This is a genomic window from Paenibacillus sp. FSL K6-1558 (genome assembly GCF_038002565.1).
In the GTDB taxonomy this organism is placed as follows: Bacteria; Bacillota; Bacilli; order Paenibacillales; family Paenibacillaceae; genus Paenibacillus; species Paenibacillus polysaccharolyticus.
On sequence record NZ_JBBOCV010000001.1, the window covers coordinates 3,240,791 to 3,260,308 of the forward strand.

13 protein-coding genes are annotated in these 19,518 nt (G+C 48.5%); 9 read left to right on the forward strand and 4 right to left on the reverse strand.

Annotated features, from left to right (window positions below):
- Positions 1-203 precede the first annotated feature (203 nt).
- Complete coding sequence (locus MHI38_RS13955) at positions 204-3,035, reverse strand: glycoside hydrolase family 3 C-terminal domain-containing protein (RefSeq protein WP_341181321.1); 2,832 nt, start codon at positions 3,033-3,035, stop codon at positions 204-206.
- A gap of 371 nt (positions 3,036-3,406) precedes the next feature.
- On the opposite strand from MHI38_RS13955, the gene MHI38_RS13960 reads away from it, so the two are divergent.
- The 5 genes from MHI38_RS13960 (at position 3,407) to MHI38_RS13980 (ending at position 13,719) form a co-directional block, all read left to right on the forward strand.
- Positions 3,407-4,951 (forward strand): FAD-dependent oxidoreductase, encoded by a 1,545-nt coding sequence (locus tag MHI38_RS13960; protein ID WP_154890269.1) that lies wholly within the window; start codon positions 3,407-3,409, stop codon positions 4,949-4,951.
- 289 nt (positions 4,952-5,240) lie between these two features.
- Positions 5,241-5,846 (forward strand): HAAS domain-containing protein, encoded by a 606-nt coding sequence (locus MHI38_RS13965; RefSeq protein WP_341181322.1) that lies wholly within the window; start codon positions 5,241-5,243, stop codon positions 5,844-5,846.
- Positions 5,843-6,766 carry a DUF4097 family beta strand repeat-containing protein gene (locus MHI38_RS13970; protein ID WP_341181323.1) on the forward strand — a complete coding sequence of 308 codons (924 nt, stop codon included), beginning with the start codon at positions 5,843-5,845 and terminating at the stop codon, positions 6,764-6,766. The genes MHI38_RS13965 and MHI38_RS13970 overlap by 4 nt, the downstream gene beginning before the upstream one ends.
- Positions 6,767-6,849: 83 nt before the next feature.
- Positions 6,850-7,569: a 3-ketoacyl-ACP reductase gene (locus tag MHI38_RS13975; RefSeq protein WP_154890263.1), complete on the forward strand. Its 720-nt coding sequence runs from the start codon at positions 6,850-6,852 to the stop codon at positions 7,567-7,569.
- 465 nt (positions 7,570-8,034) lie between these two features.
- A complete protein-coding gene (locus tag MHI38_RS13980; protein ID WP_341181324.1) occupies positions 8,035-13,719 on the forward strand; it encodes an S-layer homology domain-containing protein in 5,685 nt (1,894 codons plus the stop codon).
- A 205-nt stretch (positions 13,720-13,924) separates the two neighbouring features.
- Here MHI38_RS13980 and MHI38_RS13985 read toward each other — a convergent pair whose 3' ends face one another.
- Together MHI38_RS13985 and MHI38_RS13990 are read right to left on the reverse strand one after the other, a co-directional pair.
- Positions 13,925-14,473 (reverse strand): helix-turn-helix domain-containing protein, encoded by a 549-nt coding sequence (locus MHI38_RS13985; RefSeq protein ID WP_145333555.1) that lies wholly within the window; start codon positions 14,471-14,473, stop codon positions 13,925-13,927.
- Positions 14,474-14,514: 41 nt separating this feature from the next.
- Positions 14,515-14,880 carry a glyoxalase superfamily protein gene (locus MHI38_RS13990; protein WP_222592180.1) on the reverse strand — a complete coding sequence of 122 codons (366 nt, stop codon included), beginning with the start codon at positions 14,878-14,880 and terminating at the stop codon, positions 14,515-14,517.
- Between the two features lie 312 nt (positions 14,881-15,192).
- Between MHI38_RS13990 and MHI38_RS13995 the strand changes: the two genes are divergently transcribed.
- The 4 genes from MHI38_RS13995 to MHI38_RS14010 all read left to right on the forward strand — a co-directional run bounded on the left by MHI38_RS13995 (position 15,193) and on the right by MHI38_RS14010 (position 18,732).
- On the forward strand, positions 15,193-15,870 hold the full coding sequence (locus MHI38_RS13995; RefSeq protein WP_154890257.1) for an alpha/beta hydrolase: 678 nt from the start codon (positions 15,193-15,195) through the stop codon (positions 15,868-15,870).
- Entirely contained in the window at positions 15,867-16,640 is a 774-nt protein-coding gene (locus tag MHI38_RS14000) for a DODA-type extradiol aromatic ring-opening family dioxygenase (RefSeq protein WP_341181325.1), read from the forward strand. Before MHI38_RS13995 ends, MHI38_RS14000 begins: the two co-directional genes overlap by 4 nt.
- A 293-nt stretch (positions 16,641-16,933) precedes the next feature.
- Positions 16,934-17,545 carry an SMI1/KNR4 family protein gene (locus MHI38_RS14005; protein ID WP_341181326.1) on the forward strand — a complete coding sequence of 204 codons (612 nt, stop codon included), beginning with the start codon at positions 16,934-16,936 and terminating at the stop codon, positions 17,543-17,545.
- A gap of 182 nt (positions 17,546-17,727) precedes the next feature.
- Positions 17,728-18,732, forward strand: coding sequence for a cation diffusion facilitator family transporter (locus MHI38_RS14010; RefSeq protein WP_090924118.1), 1,005 nt, complete (start codon positions 17,728-17,730; stop codon positions 18,730-18,732).
- 173 nt (positions 18,733-18,905) lie between these two features.
- Here the strand turns inward: MHI38_RS14010 and MHI38_RS14015 are convergent, their stop codons facing one another.
- On the reverse strand, positions 18,906-19,493 hold the full coding sequence (locus MHI38_RS14015; RefSeq protein ID WP_090924117.1) for an NAD(P)H-dependent oxidoreductase: 588 nt from the start codon (positions 19,491-19,493) through the stop codon (positions 18,906-18,908).
- Positions 19,494-19,518 lie beyond the last annotated feature (25 nt).

A 19,518-nucleotide genomic window follows, 5' to 3' on the forward strand; every position in this document is an offset into this window, starting at 1 on the left:
CCTTTCTCCACCTTTGCCTTCAGCAAATGATATGACACTATATAATATATATCGTGATATAATTGCTTTTTTTGAATGGGGATCATGTAAAAATAAAAAAGGCCAACCGTTAAAAACAGGTTGACCTCGCATAATAGAGAATAGGAAAAAGATGGTCAGCGATCTCTTCTATTCCGCTCTCTATCGTTTACATTTTCTATATGTTAACGCACCTCAAAATGACGAACACGGACGCCCGCAGGTAATATTAGATAGATATCCTGCACTCCTGATGCGCCTGTCAGTTCAACCTCTACCGTAGACCACTGCTGGGCACCGCTTTGTGCCAGCTCTACACGTCCTGCAAGGGCACCGTCCGGGGTACCCAATCTCACTTCCAGCAGACCCCCTTGCTGTTCTGCAGATAGGCGAGCTTCAAATGTGGTGGCCCCGTTGCCAAGGTCAGCATCCCTAAAGGCAATCCACCCTTGTTCTCCTATGACACGAACTGCTGTACCACCCTCTTTGCACTCATCCAGTTCCACACCCCGATAAGCATCATAATTCTCGGCACGTGTAGTCACGCTCAAGTCACGTGCAGGTATGATCTCTCCATCTATTTTTAGATCTGCGACCAACTGCACATCGGAGGAAGATTTGGCTGCCATAATCGAATAGATGCCATCCTCGACCACATAACGATCACGAGTAACATCCCAGATGGCCAATTCCTGAACAGGCAGATCAAAATGAACAGTCGCTGTCGCTCCAGCTTCAATATGCAGACGTCGGAAAGCTTTTAGCGTTTTGAGTGGACGTTTCACTCGTGACTTTCCTGCACGCACATACAACTGCACGACCTCGTCGCTGGCGATTGAACTGGTATTCGTCACATCCACTCGAATGGTCACGCGGTCGTCTTTTCCTGCTTGCGCAGGGCTAATCTCCAGATTGCTGTATTTAAATGAAGCATAGGTCAAACCATGTCCGAACGGATATAACACATTTCCTTCAAAATATTGATACGTGCGGCCCGCTTGGATAATATCATAATCCCGGATATCAGGCAGTTGATCTTCCGATTGTACCCAAGTCATGTTCAGACGGCCTGCAGGTGCGTAATCTCCGTACAATACGTCAGCGACTGCGTTCCCCAGTTCCTGTCCGGCATGTGACGTATAGAGGATTGCCGGAATATTCTCTTGAACCCAGTTGCAGGTAAAAGGATAACTCCCTACAATCACCACTACGGTGTTCGGGTTAGCTTCATGCACAGCCTTTACCAGCTGAAGCTGTGATTCAGCCAGCTCCAGACTTGGGCGGTCCACTTCTTCTTTACCGTTAACAAGCGGGTTGTTACCGACAAATACAATCGCTGTCTCGGCTTCTTTGGCTACAGCAACAGCTTCGTCGATCCCATTCGTTACGACATTTTGCTCGAATAGCTCTGCATCACCGAATGTTGTCAACTCTTCGGCCACCTTGAGTGCATCATGGCCATCGTTCGATGTCGTCACGACTCTACCATTCCATGTGGTGAGCCCCACACGACCCTCCGCCTGTGGCAACAGATGAAACACTTCTTTGACAAACCAGCCGTACACTTCATTAGCCGAGGCAGTGACCGACTCTTCATCTGTGGTCAGGTATTTGCGGTTACTCTCTGCCTGCAACGTGTAACTGCCGAACCCCCAATCCGTCACTCGGAATGTCTCGGCTTCTTCAAAGGCTCCCACTGCCATCTCAGATGAGCCCTCCACTCTGACAAGGCCCAGCTTTTTGCCGCTTGCTGCCGATGTCAGCGTGATGCGATGGTCACCGTCCTGGTAGGTTACGTTATCACTGCCCACTTTGCCGCGAATCGCTTCCAGTGGCGTGACGCTGTAGGGTAGCGTACCAGCATACCAATCCCGATAGACCGTTCCGCCAAGCTGGCCAATCACAGCTACTTTGCCTGTTTTGGTTTTGTCCAACGGAAGGGTACCATTTTCGTTTTTGAGCAAAACCACCTGCTCTCTTGCCGCCCGGAGAGACAGCGCTTTGGCCTTCTCCGTCATCATGGATTCCTCACCAATTGCAGCGTAGGGATTGCCTTCTTCCGGATCAAATTCACCTAGACGGAATCGCACACGGAATGTATTAAACAAGGCTGTGTCGATATCTTCCATAGTCAGCAGCCCCTGCTCCAATCCTTCACGAAGCGCTTGCTTGGACAGTTCGGCATCGTCGGTGATACTGTCGATCCCCGCTTTGACCGATTCAACCGTACCCGGTGTGTGGGATTCATAATATTTATGATCATTCTTGATGCCCATCACGTCGCCCGCGTCACTGACGATGAATCCATCCATGCCCCATTCGCCTTTGACAATCTCGTTCACAAAAGGATGCAACAAAGCCGGCGTGCCATTAATCGAGTTGTACGCTGTCATCATCGACTGTGCTCCGCCTTGCTTGAATGGCTTTTCGAACGCTTTCAAATAATATTCACGCATATTGCGTGGATCAATGCTGGATGAGCCGCTACCACGATCCACTTCGTTGTTGTTGCCGAGGAAGTGTTTGAGCGTTGCCACAGCTTTGTAATACTTGGGATGGTCGCCCTGCATACCTTTGACCAATGCGGTTGTCAGCTCTGCGGTCAGTTCCGGGTCCTCGCCATACGCCTCTTCGTTTCGTCCCCAGCGCGGGTCACGTTCCATATCCACCGTGGGTGCCCACAGCGTAAGACCGTTGACGGCAGGATTCCGTTTGTAAAATACACGTGCCTCGTCTCCGATGACGGAGCCGATCTCTTTCATCAGGTCGGTATCCCACGTACATGCGAGTCCTACAGGCTGCGGGAATGAGGTAGCTTCACCAAGCCAAGCCAGGCCGTGAGCGGCTTCCGTTCCATGTTTGTAAGCAGCAACACCCAGGCGTTCTACGGCTGGCTGGTATTGCAGCATGGATTCAATTTTTTCATCGTCCGTGAGACGGGACACAAGGTCCTTCACTCGATCATTAAGTGCCATTGTTGTATCTTGAAACGGATATTTCGTTTGATGAGTTGTCATATCTATTCTCCCTTTAATGTATAGTATAGATTAATTATGATAGCGAATACATTTTAATTCACGAAAACGGACCATATCTTTCGGATTACCTCTCTAAATTAGGCAAAATACCTTTATAAAACATGATTTATTTTTATTTTAGGGGATATTAACCAAAAACCTAAAACGATTTCGGTAATCTTACTATAAAACATTCTGATATAAAAAAACAGAGGGACGTTTCAAGAAAATGTTCCTCTTCCTTTCTTAAAAATATCTAGCTACTCGTTTTTTTCTGGCATACTCTGGCAATCCTGATTAGAAGTACAGGGACTTCTGCTTCTGAACGTCCCCTATTATGCTGTGATCATGATTAGGAGGAAACCAATCCAATGAATAACAATGAGCAGTTGAACACAAGTTTACCACCGGTTCCCGAATCTTTGTGGCGTGCCGCGAATACATTCGAATCTTATCCGAAGTTAACAGAAGATACTACAACGGATGTAGCGATTATCGGAGCCGGGATTGCAGGCATCACCACAGCCTATTTGCTTGCCCAGTCTGGACTGAGTGTCGTTCTGCTTGAAGCTGGAAAAGTACTGGACGGCACAACAGGCCATACAACCGCCAAAGTATCTGCACAGCACGGGGTCATCTATGATGAAATTATGCATCACTTCGGACATGAGCAGGCACGGATGTACTATGAAGGGAATGCAAATGCAGCGAGCTGGATGCGTAGTCTGGTCAAGGAAAAGCAGATCGAATGTCAGTGGGTCGATGAGGATGCCTACGTCTATATTCAGTCCGATGACCATATCAAAAAGCTGGAGATTGAGCTGACCGCTTATGGCAAACTCAACATCCCTGGTGAATGGGTAGACCCCCTTCCGATTCCTGTCCCCTCGAGAGCAGGCATTCGTATGCCTGGACAAGCACGTTTCGACCCATTAGCTTACTTGCATCACCTGCTTGCTTCAGCCGTGAAACAAGGAGTACGTGTCTATGAACAAACAACGGTAACCGATGTGGAAGAAGAAGCCTCTCTGAAAGTAAGAACCTATAATGGTTCATTCGTCACGGCAGAGCACATCGTGGTTGCTTCCCATTTTCCCGTATATGATCCGGGATTTTACTTTACCCGCCTGCATGCTGAACGCTCCTATGCGGTGATGGTTGAGCCTGAGAAGCCCTATGCAGGTGGCATGTACATCTCCGATGATGATCCGGCCCGTTCACTCCGTGCTGTCGTTCATAATGGTAAAGAGCATATTCTGTTCGGCGGAGAAAATCATAAAACCGGACAAGGCATCTGTACCTTCGGTCACTACGAGCGCCTGGAGAAATATGCAGCCGAGACGTTTGGGATTCGTAACATCCCGTTTCGCTGGTCGGCTCAGGACCTGATCTCCATCGATAAAGTGCCCTACATCGGACCGATTACCGGAAGACATGAACGGGTCTATGTCGCTACAGGCTTTGCCAAATGGGGCATGACTACTGGTACGATGGCTGGACATCTGCTGGCAGACCGAATTACCGGCAGAGATAACCCGCACGCAGAAGTATTTGATCCGGCAAGATTCAAGGCAGACCCGGGTTTCAAACACTTTATCGTAGAGAATGTCAATGTTGCGAAGGAGTTAATTGCAGGCAAAGTCGGCATTGTGCACAAAAATATAAACGAGCTCGGCAACGACGAAGGCGCAGTCGTGCGTCATAACGGTAAAAGGGCCGGAGCCTATAAGGACACCAGCGGTAAGTTGTTCCTGGTTGATACAACTTGCACCCACTTGGGATGCGAAGTGGAGTGGAATAATGGGGAACGTTCCTGGGACTGCCCATGCCACGGCTCACGCTTTAATTATGAAGGACATGTCATTGAAGGGCCTGCGGTCGAAGACCTGCCCATCTTGGATGTGCAGGGGCAGTAAATACAATAGAAGTAAACTATATATCCATACAACGAATAACCCCTTCCCCACCAAATGCACAAAAGTTGTATTTCTGAACTCCATGTGTGAATATACGTGGAGTTCGCTGACATACATTTCATCTCATAGACCGGATCGGTATCCGCCTCCAGACGGAAGCAGCCGACCCGGTTTTTCTGTATGCTGGTATAGAAGGAAGTTATCATACGATCTGACATTACATAAATACGGAATGCGTTGATGAATCCACTACCACTGCACTGAACATAGGGTGCGAAAGGAAAACAAAATGAATAGAAAACAATTTATGCAAGCTATGGAAGTCGTTTTACGTCCGATGGACCGGTTGGAACGTGCGGAACTCCTTGCAGATTATGCCCACAAGTTTACGCTAGGGCTACGTGAAGGCAAATCGGAGGAAGACATTACACTTGAGCTCGGCCACCCGGAGGAAATTGCACGTAAAGTACTCGGCGAACGGTATACCGCTAACGCATACTCTCACACATCCGATAGAGATCCCTTTGATGGGCCAACGTTCAGAGAGATGAAACCACCTGTTAATCACAATCGGGCTACGCGGAACTTTTTTGTGGGCATAGGCTTGATCTTCCTTAATCTTACACTCATGATTCCTATTGGTCTTAGCCTCTGGTCTGTATGGCTTACAATTGCAAGTCTGTCCTTGCTTGGGCTGGCTCCTGTCGCAGCTGCCTTCGACTACCTGTATCTGAATCACCTTGAAACAACAGAAATTTTCGTTGCTATTGGGCTGTTCGGTATTGGCATTTTGTTTGCCCTTGCCTCCAAATTTGTCTTTATCGCATTTAAAAATGTGACACTTCACTATATTCGGTGGAATATCAACGTGATGAAAGGGGATGTTTCTGCATGAGCACCAAAAAATGGCTAGCACTGGCTCTCATCTGCATTGGCATAGGTTTACTTGGAACATCGGTCTATGGTTTTCAGTTCAAGGATGATAGGGAAGCATACAGCAAGCGGTGGGAACTCAACACCGGGGGACTACAAGATGATCTGCAAAATATTCAGCTGGATGGCAATTTTAATGCGGATATCGAATTCATCGTTAGTCCAGACAACACCGCGTATATCGAAGTGGATGGAAAGTGGGAACCGGAGGTTATTCAAAGCTTCGAGGAGGCAAGTTTTACCGATGGCACATTCCAGCTGACGCTGCAAAAACACAACCGTCTGAAGTTGTTCTCTTTTAATTGGAACTGGGGGGAACAAGATTCAAGAATAACCGTGGCTTTGCCAAAAGGATATCCCTTGAATGATGTCACACTACACTCTAGCTCAGCGGATTGGGATATAACCGGGCTACATGCTGAATCTCTGGAGATGAAAAGCACCTCAGGCTCCATTGTTTTGCGTGATATTCAAGCTCCTCGCATGGAATTGTCTTTGACCTCAGGGGACATTGCTGCTTCTGCTATTCAAGGGGATTTAGCCGTGGAACAGACATCAGGAAGCTTCACCGCAAAACAAGTGGATGGAAAAGTAAATAGCGTGATTCAATCAGGAGATGTGGAAATTGCACAATTGAATGGTGAGGCTAATGTTGAGTTCACATCCGGCAGTATTGATATCCAGCAATCTCACGCAGCGCCTATTCAGGTATCAGGGACATCGGGGGATATATCCATTCAGGCTGCGCCTGATTTTGATGGAATTTATGAGGCCAAGGCCACTTCGGGCGACGTTAATATACCGGAGTCACCAGGCATAAGTCAGGATGTGATCCAGGCACGTACGACTTCTGGCAGCATTCGAATCACCCAACCGCGCTAACGTGTGATGAAGCATATTTCCGATCATTGGGTAAAGTATAGTATAATCAAGTGCTAACCCAAATGCTGAGGAGGAATATTCCTATGGAACTTAAAAATAAAACAGCCATCATTACTGGCGCCGGTAAAGGTATTGGCCGCGCCATCGCGGAAGCCCTTGCCAAAGAAGGCGTACATCTTGGACTGATCGCCCGCACCGCTTCCGATCTGCAAGCCCTTCAAGTGTCTTTAAGCCAGCAATATGGCGTGAAAGTAACGAGTGCTGCAGCAGACATCTCAGATCGCTCTCAAGCTGAAGCAGCGGTTGCAGCTATCGAGATGGAGCTGGGAGCAGTCGATATCCTCATTAACAATGCAGGGATCGGAAGTTTCGGCACACTGCTAGAGATGGACCCTGAAGAGTGGGAACGCATCCTGCATGTGAATGTCATGGGTACATACTATGTAACTCGCGCCATTCTTCCTAGCATGATTAAGGAAAGCAGCGGCAGCATCATTAATATCGCTTCAACGGCAGGTGAGCGCGGATTCGCTACAGGTTCAGCGTATTGTGCGTCCAAATTCGCATTGCTTGGCATGACGGAATCCTTGATGCAGGAAGTTCGCAAATCCAACATTCGTGTAACCGCGCTGACACCAAGCACCGTAAATACGGAACTGGCTGTGAATGCCGGACTCAAAATCGGAGACGAGGATCGCATGATGCAAGCCGAAGATGTAGCCGAACTGGCGCTGGCTACCCTCAAGCTGTCTGACCGCGTATTCGTCAAAGCCGCAGGCATCTGGACAACCAATCCACAGTAAGATGCGACTCCACCAACCAGAATGCTGGTTGGTGGTTTTTGTGTTTATGATATAAAGGATATCTAACGTATTCGTAAGGATGCAGTCATGATGCAGAACACTTCTCTATCGTAATCATTAAGGAACCTTTTAAAACTAAACACGGCATCCCTTGGAGTTTTAATTTTGTTTTTAGGAAAATGAATTGATGTTTTATCCCGTACTATTTATAGTTTTATGATTTGGACAATGGTCTGCGTAGCTTTTGTTCGTTTACTCATTCGTAGATACGACTTTCAGGTATACGTTCTAGCCCGAGCCCGGGATTTTGTCGTAGCTTTGACACAATAGAAACAAGCAGAATGAAAGAGCCTTCGGAATTGATCGAGATTCCAAGGCTCTTTCATGTTTATTTCTTGTTTATTTTTTGTTTATTGTGTTTTTGTATAATAAACCTGATTTTTGTCGAAATGGGGGACGAGAGCTGTGAGTCATCAAAGAAAAGCCAAACAATGGTTGAGGAAGTTGTATATATTGAGCATGGCTTTGATTATTGCATGTTCAAGCATATTAGAAATCCCGGCTTATGCAGCTGAGACCTGGAGTCAATTTGGCCGGATGGGGCCGGTCTTCAGTTCAAACCCCGGAGGTTTTGCCGCTCCCAAAGGAGTGACGGTAGACAGCAGCGGGAATGTGTATGTGGCCGATTCCGGCAACCATCGCATTCAGAAGCTGACCCTATCGACGAATACATGGAGTGAGTGGAAAAAGGTCGGCGGCGGTACAGGAAGCGGCTTGGGGGAGTTTAACAATCCAACCGCAGTGGCGGTAGATAGCAGCGGGAATGTGTACGTGGCCGATTCTGGCAACCATCGCATTCAGAAGCTGACCCTATCGACGAATACATGGAGCGAGTGGAAAAAGGTCGGCGGCGGCAATGGACTCGGTTTGGGCGAGTTTAACAATCCAAGAGGAGTGGCGGTAGACAGCAGCGGGAATGTGTACGTGGCCGATAGTAGCAACCATCGCATTCAGAAGCTGACCCTATCGACGAATACATGGAGCGTGTGGAAAAAGCCCAGTGCCGGCGCAGTCGCAGGAAACGGCTTGGGCGAGTTTAATTTTCCTAATGGAGTGGCGGTAGACAGCAGTGGGAACGTGTATGTGGGTGATAGTAACAACCATCGCATTCAGAAGCTGACCCTGTCGACGAATACATGGAGCGAGTGGAAAAAGCTCGGCGGCGGCGCAGGAGCCGGCTTGGGTGAGTTTAATACTCCAAGAGCAGTGGCGGTAGACGGCAGCGGGAACATCTATGTGGCCGATACTGGCAACCATCGCATTCAGAAGCTGAACGCAGCCACCGGTACATGGAGCGAGTGGGTGAAGAACGGCGGTGGTTCAGGAAACAGCTTGGGCGAATTTATTAATCCAAATGGAGTGGCGGTAGACAACAGTGGGAATGTATATGTGGCCGATGACAGTAATCGCATTCAGAAGCTGACCGCAGCCAACAATACATGGAGCGAGTGGTCTGTATTAGGGCCGGTTAACGGGATTAGTCCGGGCGAGTTTACTTTTCCAAGAGGAGTGGCGGTAGACAGCAGCGGGAATGTGTACGTGGCTGATACTTCCAACCATCGCATACAGAAGCTGAACAAATCCACGAATACATGGAGCGAGTGGAAAAAGGTCGGTGGCGGCAATGGAAGCGGCTTGGGGGAGTTTTACAATCCATTTGGAGTGGCGGTAGACAGCAGCGGGAACGTGTATGTGGCCGATTCCGGCAACCATCGCATACAGAAGCTGACCCTATCGACGAATACATGGAGCGAGTGGAAAAAGGACGGCGGTGGCACTGGAACCAGCTTGGGCGAGTTTAATACTCCTTATGGAGTGGCGGTAGACCTTAACGGGAATGTGTACGTGGCCGATTCTGGCAACCATCGCATTCAGAAGCTGACCCTATCGACGAATACATGGAGCGAGTGGAAAAAGGTCGGCGGCGGCAATGGAAGCGGTTTGGGAGAGTTTAGCGTTCCAGGTGCAGTGGCGGTGGACCTTAACGGGAATGTGTACGTGGCCGATTCTGGTAACCATCGCATTCAGAAGCTGACCCTATCGGCGAATACATGGAGCGAGTGGAAAAAGGTCGGCGGCGGCGCAGGAGCCGGCTTGGGTGAGTTTAATACTCCAAGAGCAGTGGCGGTAGACGGCAGCGGGAACATCTATGTGGCCGATACTGGCAACCATCGCATTCAGAAGCTGAACGCAGGAAGCGGTACATGGAGCGAGTGGTTAAAGAGCGGCGGCGGTTCAGGAAACGGCTTGGGCGAGTTTAATACTCCTTATGGAGTGGCGGTAGACAGCAGCGGGAATGTGTACGTGGCCGATTCGTCCAACCATCGCATGCAGAAGCTGGATATACCTTCATCTGCGATCATTGACTTTGCAAGCACAGCGAAGACGAGCACAACGGCATCGTTCAGTTGGACTGCAGCCAGCGGAGCGACGGGAATCCTCATCGAGCAGTCGCCAGCCGGAGCGAATACATGGACAACGACCACGATTGGCGCGATCGCAACCAATTCGACGACTGCGACGGTAACAGGGCTCAGCGCGGCCACCGCATATGATTTCCGGTTAGTGGTCAGCGGCGGGGCGAACGCAGGCAACTCGAACACGGTGAGTGTCACGACCGATAATGTACCAACGTACACGATAGCAGAGATAGCGGATCAAACGGCAACGGAACTGACGGCAGGCTACAGTTCGGGCACTCAGGACACGAAAACGATCACGATTACGAAAACCGGCACCGGAGATTTGACGAACGTAGCGACGGCGTTAAGCGGAACCAATGCGACCGACTTTGTAATTACGCAGCCGGGAACGACGACACTAAACAGCGGAACGACATCGACGACGTTTACGGTGAAAGCAAAGGACGGCCTGGCAGCAGGCACGTACACCGCAGCGGTCACGGTATATGCGGACAACATGACGAACGTGACATTTGCGGTTACACAGACGGTGATTCCGGCACCCGTGGCACCGTCTATCACAAGTCAGCCGGGCAACAAGACAGTGACAGCGGGACAAACGGCAACGTTCAGTATAACCGCCAGCGGCGACGCGCCGCTTAGCTACCAGTGGAAGAAAGACGGCAATGCGCTGACAGACGACGAAAACATCAGCGGAGCAACGGCGGCGACCCTAAGCATCAGTAACACGCAATCGGGCGATGCGGGCAGTTATACCGTCGTGGTCACCAATGCAGCGGGGAATGCGTCAAGCAACGCGGCAACTCTGACGGTGAACGCTCTGACCAACGCGGCAACGCCAAGCATTGATACGCAACCGACGGGCGCCACGGTTAACGAAGGTGACAGCAGCCCGAACTTAAGCGTAGCGGCCAGCGTAAGTGACGGCGGAACGCTGTCCTACCAGTGGTACAGCAATTCGGTGAACAGCACGAACGGCGGCAATGCAATTGCGGGTGCAACCAGCGCAACCTATGCCGCGCCGACGACATCGACAGGCACGACCTACTATTATGTTGTCGTGACGAACACGAACAACAGCGTCAGCGGCACCAAGACCGCAACGGCAACGAGCAACATCGCTGTGGTCAACGTGAATACTCTGACCAACGCGGCATCACCAAGCATTGATACACAGCCGACGGGCGCCACGGTTAATGAAGGTGACAGCAGCCCGAACTTGAGCGTAGCGGCCAGTGTAAGTGACGGCGGAACGCTGTCCTACCAATGGTACAGCAATTCGGTGAACAGCACGGTCGGCGGCAATGCAATTGCGGGTGCAACCAGCGCAACCTATGCCGCGCCGACGACATCGACAGGCACGACCTACTATTATGTTGTCGTGACGAACACGAACAACAGCGTCAGCGGCACCAAGACCGCAACGGCAACGAGCAACATCGCTACAGTCAACGTAAACATCGCGCCTACCCATACGATTGCTCCTATTGCGGATCAAACGTTAGCTGCACTTACTCAAGGTTATGCTCTGGGTACCCAAGAGACAAAAACTATCGATGTAACGAATACTGGCACGAGCGATTTGTCGAATCTGTCGGCGACGGTTAGCGGCATTCATGCTAGCGATTTTGTGATTACGCAACCAAGTACAACGTTAGTGAACGGAGCAACCACGTCAACCTTAACGGTGAAAGCGAAAGATGGCTTACCAGCGGGAACATATACCGCAACAATAACGTTATCAGCAACCCAAATGACGGATGTGACGTTTACAGTGATGCAAGTTGTGAACATGCCGAACGCACCGGAAAATCCGCAAAACCTTGTGGCTGTCGGTAGAAACGGTGAGGTCACACTAAATTGGAGTACGGTAACGGGAGCGACGTATTACAACCTTTATATGGCGACTGATCCAAGTCAGCTTAGTACCGCTTCGGTTGTTATCATCAATTCCTCTACCTACAATGCACAAAACCTGCTAAACGGCACGACCTATTTCTTTACAGTAAGAGCAGGTAACTCGGGAGGCTTGAGTGGGGAATCGAATCAGGCAAACGCCACTCCTGCAACTGTACCGGCAGCCCCAACAAATGTTTTGGCAGTAGCTGGAAACGGAGAAGCCACCGTAACCTTTACAGCTCCAACCGAGAACGGTGGAAGCCCGATTACGGGGTATGAAGTAACCGATTCATCAGGGAATGCAGTCACAACAGGAGCGGCAAGTCCGATTGTAATTACAGGTTTAACGAATGGAACGAGCTATACATTTACGGTGAAAGCGATCAATGGTCTAGGAAAAAGTACAGCATCCGCTAATTCAAATGCGGTCATTCCGCAAAAGTCATCCGGCGGTAGCACGGTCCCGATCGATACGCCATCCGTGCCTAGTACTCCAACCATCCCGGAGAAAACGAATACGGGAATGGATATACTTGTGAATGGTAAAGCGGAAAATGCGGGGACCGTAGCGAGAACCCAACGAAACGGTCAAACCGTTACAACCGTGTTTGTGGATCAGGAAAAGTTAGAGGACAAGCTCGCTGCGGAAGGCCAAAATGCTGTGGTGGCGATACTTGTAAATGACAAATCCCATGTGACCGTCGGCTCATTGAACGGTCAGATGGTGAAAAACATGGAGGACAAGCAAGCTGTTCTTGAGATCAAAACCGATCGTGCGACCTATACGATTCCAGCGCAACAAATCAATATTAATACGATATCCGAGCAGGTCGGCAAGTCGGTAGCCTTACAAGATATCCAGGTACAAATCGAAATCTCCGAACCAACAACAGATATGGTGAAAGTTGTTGAGAATACGGCAGCCAAGGGAACGTTCACGCTTGTCGCATCGCCGTTAAACTTTACGGTGAAGGGTATCTACGGAGATAAGACTGTCGAAGTATCGAAGTTTAATGCCTATGTCAAACGAAATATTGTGATTCCGAATGGTGTTGATCCCGGTAAGATTACCACAGGAATTGTTGTTGAGACAGACGGAACCATACGTCATGTTCCGACCAAGATTGTCGTGATTGACGGCAAATATTACGCGCAGATCAATAGCTTGACGAATAGCACGTATTCTCTTGTCTACCATCCGCTCGAATTTGAAGATGTGGCCAAACATTGGGCAAAACAAGCAGTGAGCGACATGGGATCACGGATGATTATCGATGGTACGGGCAATGGTATGTTCAGTCCCGACCGGAATATTACCCGTGCTGAGTTTGCAGCTATCATTGTTCGCGCATTGGGACTCAAGACGGAGAATGGAGCAACCTCATTCTCAGACGTACAATCAACAGATTGGTACAGCAGTGCTGTCAATACTGCTTATGCCTACCACTTGATCGGCGGTTTTGAAGATGGTGCCTTCCGTCCGATGGACACGATTACACGGGAACAGGCAATGGTGATCCTCTCCAAAGCAATGGCGATTACTAGTCTGAAAGGCAATCTCGCTGTTCAATCGACAGACGTAATACTTCGTCCTTATGGAGATACGGCAGCTGTGTCTGCATGGGCGCTGAGCAGTGTCGCTGATACTGTAGAAGCTGGCATTGTATCAGGAAGAAGCGGCAATGAGCTTGCACCAAAGGATTACATTACTAGAGCTGAGGTTGCCAAAATTATTCAGGGACTATTGCAAAAATCCGGCTTGATTTAAGCAAGGGGCTAACGGTACTGAATTGTGATTTTGCACAACTAAGGCTCGCAAAGATGAACACGATTAACTAAAACAAGGTGAGGGACACGTGTCCCTCACCTGTTTATGCTTTTGTAATACACCTGAATCAGTTCTCGACTAACAAAAGCAGACGGTATACATCATATTTTACATTCCGTCCCCTTCTTCACTCGCCTCACTTACCTTACTTGTTCAACAGATGATCCAGCTCCAATTCCTTGGACACCGCAATCAGCACAACGGCGGGTTCCTCGCCGATATTGGTCACTTCATGCGGTACAATCGCGTTCCATGTGAACGAATCTCCAGCTTCCAGCGTCTCCACGTCTTCCCCCTGCTTTGCCTGGATGACACCTTGCAGTACCAGATGGCTTTCTTCCCCAGCATGTTTGCTGATCCCGGTCGAAGCTCCCGCTGGCAGTTCTACTATGGACATACGCATCGCACCTTTGGCGGTTAACTGCTGTACTTTGATCTGTCCGCTACCTGCTGTGGTCTCCTTGCGTTCATGTTTGCGTACCACATTCATACGTTGCTCCGACGTTAACAACAGGTAAGGCAACGGTACGCCGAGATAGTCCGCGATGCTTTCCAATGTAGCGATGGACGGTGACGTTTTGTTATTTTCCACATTGCTGATAAACCCTTTGGACAACCCTGTACCCTCACAGAGCTGCATGATCGTAATCTGTTTCTGTTTGCGTATCGTTCGAATGGCCAAGCCAATATCCATGTGACCGCCCTCTCTTCTCTCTAACTACCGTTTCATTGAAATCAAGATTCAACCGTTGACTCTACAAATACAAGGCGATTGCCAAATGGATCGGTAATGGTCATTTCCCGTGAATCCCAAGGGGTCTTCTCGATACCCGGTCTCGCATATTTATATTTTTGCAAAGAAATCCGCTTATGCAGCTCCTCCAGATGCTCTGTCTCAATCCGTAATGCCGCACCAGGAGTACAGTCTCCGTGATGTTCGGACAGATGAATGACAATCTCATCCTGCGACACCTGCATGTACAGCGGCATATCGGCCTCGAATCGATGCTCCCAGTCCACTTTGAACCCCAAGTAATCCGTGTAAAATTCCTTGGCCTTCGCTTCATCAAAAATTCTAAGAATAGGTACGATATGTTTCATCATCTTCTTCACGTCCTCCTCTAAAGAGATAAAAGCACAACAACAATTCTTATTCCAAGTTCCCTTATACAAAACATATTTTCATCATACAAAAAAAGTGTTGACCCTACAATGAAAGCATGATAGATTTTGTTCATAAATAAGAATATTATTTTCACATAGGTGAACTTTTTATTTTTAGTTTAATCCCTGTCATTAATTCATTCCAACTCTTTTGCTTCATTGGTTTGACCTATGCATTTGTTTGATATTTGCATTCATTTTATACATTCGATTTATCACAACTCATCTTTCACCTGGAGGTGTATTGGTTTGAATTCTACTTATATTCATGAGGTGAAGTTGCCTCCACATTACGATAAAACCCAGCAATATCCTGTTATTTTTGCCTTGCACGGCATGGGATCAGATGAGCAGGACATGCTTCGATTAATGGAGCCGCTGTCTACCGATTTCATCATTGTTGCCATTCGTGGGCCTATTGTACAGGGCGGAGGTTATGCTTATTTTCAGATCAAAAGTATAGGCAATCCCGTTCGCGAGTTATACGATGCCTCGGTTCAAGGACTGCAACAACTTATCATCGAGCTGTCGGCTCAATATGCCATTGATCCTGCACGGCGTTATATCGCCGGATTCAGTCAGGGCGGCATCATGGCGATGACGCTTGCCTTGGTGATGGGTGATGCCATCAAAGGCATCGTGGCTATGAGCGGATACATTCCGCAGTTTGTAAAAGAGGAATATGCTTTGCAGCCTTCATCCAATCTGTCTGCATTTATCTCACACGGCGATCAGGATCACCTTTTCCCGTTACAGCTGGGTGAAGATAATGCTTCGTTTTTCCGGAATCATACGAATCAAGTTACTTATGTACCATACAGCGGGGGCCACCATGTAACTCCTGAGTTATATGCCAAACTCCAACACTTCCTTCGGACGGATGCTGGGGTATCTACAGAAGACACGAAAGGAATGACTGAATCATGATGCCATCTTTGTTTATCGCCCATGGCGCTCCTTCACTTGCATTGGAGGAGAATGCGTACACTGAATTTTTGCAAAAACTTGGGCAGGATCTGCCCAAACCTAAAGCGATCGTCCTGTTCTCCGCTCACTGGGAATCGACGACACAGCTCGTATCTGCTGTAACCGGCTCATATGACACGATCTATGATTTCGGTGGTTTTCAACCCGAACTGTACCAGATCAAATATCCAGCCCAAGGACATGCCGAAACAACCGCTGAGATCGTCAAGTTGTTCACCGAAGCGGGAATATCAGTGCAGACGGATGAGGTACGCGGCCTGGATCATGGAGCGTGGGTTGTGCTACGCCTGCTCTATCCCGAAGCAGATGTTCCTGTAATTGCTCTCTCTGTGAACCGTTATCTGACGGGTGAGCAACAGTATCAGATCGGTCAAGCACTCGCTTCTTTGCGTGAGCAAGACGTTCTTGTCATTGGCAGTGGCGGAACCGTGCATAACCTGCGCCGTCTGAACTGGGAAAGTCAAGGTGTAGATTCCTGGGCTATGGAATTCGACAACTGGCTCCAAGATAAGCTTGAGCACTGGGATACGGATGCCCTCTTCGCATATGACAAGCTTGCTCCGTCTGCACAGGAAGCAGTTCCTACGCCAGAGCATTTTGTGCCAATCCTGATCGCCATGGGTGCAGGAGATGAGAAGAAACAAGCCTCTCTCTTATTCCGCGCGTATCAGCTGGGTAACCTGAGTTTATCCTGCTGGAGATTTGAATAACAAAACATGAGATCGATTTAAAACCAATAGACCACATAGAGACCAAAGCGTGAGTCACAGGGTAACCCTGCTGCTCACGCTTTTTTTTGAGATATTGTTAGGTGGTTGAATGCAACTACATAGACCACAAGTGCACTTTTACACTTCCATATTCATTCGTTATGTAGGACTTCCGCTTGGGTCTATGGTTTCTTGTAAGAGTTTCCTGAGTAAATCTATACTAGTGGGAAAGCATCTCATCAACAGATTTATTAGATGAGTATGACATGCGAACGCTCATAAGGAGGCGAAACATGATGTCAGAACCAAAGTCAGAACAACGGATCGATGAACTCATGCAAGAGTTGATGGAACTGCTGGAAGAAAAGGTGCAGGATGAGGAAAACCAGGAGTTGCTGGAGGCCTACCGCGAACAGGTAGGAGCAACCGATGAGGAGCTTGACGCATTCGAACAATATTACAGTATTCGTCTACCGGCAGATTTCCGATCATTCTACAAACGTAAAAATGGCAGCGGATATGCCTTTCACATCCTTTTTCCAGGTGATGCCGCACAAAATGAAGATATGGTCTTCTACATGTTATCGCTGGAACAAATGAAGAGAGAACATGACGGTACTGTAGAGATTCGGATGGAAGACTACTTTTCCGAAGAAGAAATGCTTGAACTGGACCCGCGAATCAAGCCTTATTTGCATCAGAAATCTTGGATTACCTTTGGCAAGCTGGGAGGCGGTTCGCTGTATTTGATGTTGGATTTTGACCCAACAGAGCAAGGAACATATGGACAGATTATTATATTCAAACATGATCCTGACTTTGTCTATTACGTGGCTGAAACCTTCACCGAATTGCTGGAGCAATCCAATCGTAATTTGCGTGAGATCGATGTGATCGAATACTAAGTCAAATTGAATGACAAACAATTATATTAACAGCCGTTATCGTCTGGATAATGATATGACCATTGTTTCATAATGCTGGGAGTTGTAAAGGCGGTTATAATAACATTTAGTGGAAATGCACAAGCTACCGGAAGAAGGACTGTCTTTCTACACCAACTACATATCTGGGAGGAACTACCGAAGTGGCTGAACAACCGAAGTCAGAGAGCTTTATGTCTCTCGTCAAAAAAGGCAACACATCCTCTGCTGTAGCCATGGCGGGCAACGCCATACTTGCACTATGTAAAGGAGGAGCCTTTATATTCAGTGGCAGCGGCGCCATGTTCGCATCAGCGATGCATTCACTGGCCGATGCCATTAACCAAGGGTTTGTATTTGTCGGAAGTGTATTATCCGAGAAAAAACCTACACGCCGCTTCCCGACCGGATTCGGACGGGTCATCAACATTTTCTGTATGATTGCCGTAATTGTGGTGACGATTATGGCCTACGAAACCATTCACGAAGGCATTCACCTGCTCCAGCATCCTGCTGGTCACTCAGGGGGACTGTGGATCAACATTGGTGTGCTTGTGCTTAATATTGTGATCGATGGAGCCATCCTCATCAAAGCCATGAAGGAAATTTTGAAAGAAGCTCGTGCGCCCAAAGCGACAGGGTTCGCCCTGGTGCCTGCAGCAATCAAAAATGTAGGACGTGCCGCACCACCAACCCGCCTGGTATTCTACGAGGACGTTGTAGCCGTGCTTGGAGCGACGCTTGCGCTTATATCTGTTGTCGTCATTGCACTGACAAACTTCGCTTTGCTTGACGGTATTGTCACCACTATCATCGGATGTCTGATGATCGCCGTTGCTTTCCGTGTCGGCTATGACAACATGATTGGTCTGATCGGTGTCGCCGCACCGCAGGATATCGAGGACAAGGTGTCCCAGACGATTCTGGCAGACAGCCATGTGGCTGATATCCAAATGATGCGTATCATTCAGGAAGGCCGGTATTACCATGTTGAGGGTCTGATTGAGCTGACTAAGGGACTCAGTCTAGCGGATGCGGATGATATCAAGTTCCGGATTCAGGAAAAACTGATGACAAACCCGGATATTGCTGACGCGGCGATCTCGATCATTGAAGACGACGGCGTGAACAGCTGGGGCAAGAAACATTCGGATGTGTTGAAAAAGTAGTGAAAAAGCAGGTTAACAACTGACTTATCGCTGCTTCATCTTCACAACAAAGAAACGAAGCAGGAAGTGCTCTGCCTCGTTTCTTTGTGTTATTTGATCCTTTTCTTTGCTCTGTTCCTTTGTTCCTCACTCTTTATGAACGATTCTCATTTGATATTCCTATCCCTATTAGATCATCGTGCCTGCCTCATCCCCATTTCCATCACCTTACCCAGCCATTTCTGACGAAACGCTTCCGTGGACTTGCGGATTGGACTAATCTCGGTTACACGTACAGGGGATACCCCACTGAATTGAAGGACGTTGGATTTCATGACCCGGTGACCTGCCCTTCTGTATACCAATGCATTGTAGAACCAAGGGGTGTCCATCGTCACAATAAGCTGTGCAGACTTACCTTTCAACAATTTGTCCCAGAGCGGTGAGTTGTCCCGATACCTCATAGCAAACCCGGGCAGGAAAATCCGATCAATAAACCCTTTCAGCACAGCAGGCATCGTTCCCCACCACGTCGGATAAACAAATACCAAATGATCTGCCCAGCGAATGAGTTCCTGTGCCTTCAGCAGATCAGGCTCGAGCTCTGTCCGCTGACGATAGCCGTATCGGAGATTAAGATTGAACTCGATCTCACTCAGATCGATCATCTCCACCGTCCCACCTGATTTTCGTGCGCCCTCTGCGTAGGACTCTGACAGTGCCTTGCAATAACTCTGTGGATCGGGATGACCGTTAATGATAAGAATTTTATTTGCATTCATACGTATATTCCTCCTGTATAATATA

What these genes read in the sequence shown, in the direction of transcription:
- MHI38_RS14015 (WP_090924117.1), bottom strand. Translation starts at nt 19,493, where the DNA reads ATGAATGCAAATAAAATTCTTATCATTAACGGTCATCCCGATCCACAG.
- MHI38_RS13990 (WP_222592180.1), bottom strand. Translation starts at nt 14,880, where the DNA reads ATGAAACATATCGTACCTATTCTTAGAATTTTTGATGAAGCGAAGGCC.
- MHI38_RS14000 (WP_341181325.1), top strand. Translation starts at nt 15,867, where the DNA reads ATGATGCCATCTTTGTTTATCGCCCATGGCGCTCCTTCACTTGCATTG.
- MHI38_RS13985 (WP_145333555.1), bottom strand. Translation starts at nt 14,473, where the DNA reads ATGGATATTGGCTTGGCCATTCGAACGATACGCAAACAGAAACAGATT.
- MHI38_RS13960 (WP_154890269.1), top strand. Translation starts at nt 3,407, where the DNA reads ATGAATAACAATGAGCAGTTGAACACAAGTTTACCACCGGTTCCCGAA.
- MHI38_RS13975 (WP_154890263.1), top strand. Translation starts at nt 6,850, where the DNA reads ATGGAACTTAAAAATAAAACAGCCATCATTACTGGCGCCGGTAAAGGT.
- MHI38_RS14005 (WP_341181326.1), top strand. Translation starts at nt 16,934, where the DNA reads ATGATGTCAGAACCAAAGTCAGAACAACGGATCGATGAACTCATGCAA.
- MHI38_RS13970 (WP_341181323.1), top strand. Translation starts at nt 5,843, where the DNA reads ATGAGCACCAAAAAATGGCTAGCACTGGCTCTCATCTGCATTGGCATA.
- MHI38_RS13965 (WP_341181322.1), top strand. Translation starts at nt 5,241, where the DNA reads ATGAATAGAAAACAATTTATGCAAGCTATGGAAGTCGTTTTACGTCCG.
- MHI38_RS13955 (WP_341181321.1), bottom strand. Translation starts at nt 3,035, where the DNA reads ATGACAACTCATCAAACGAAATATCCGTTTCAAGATACAACAATGGCA.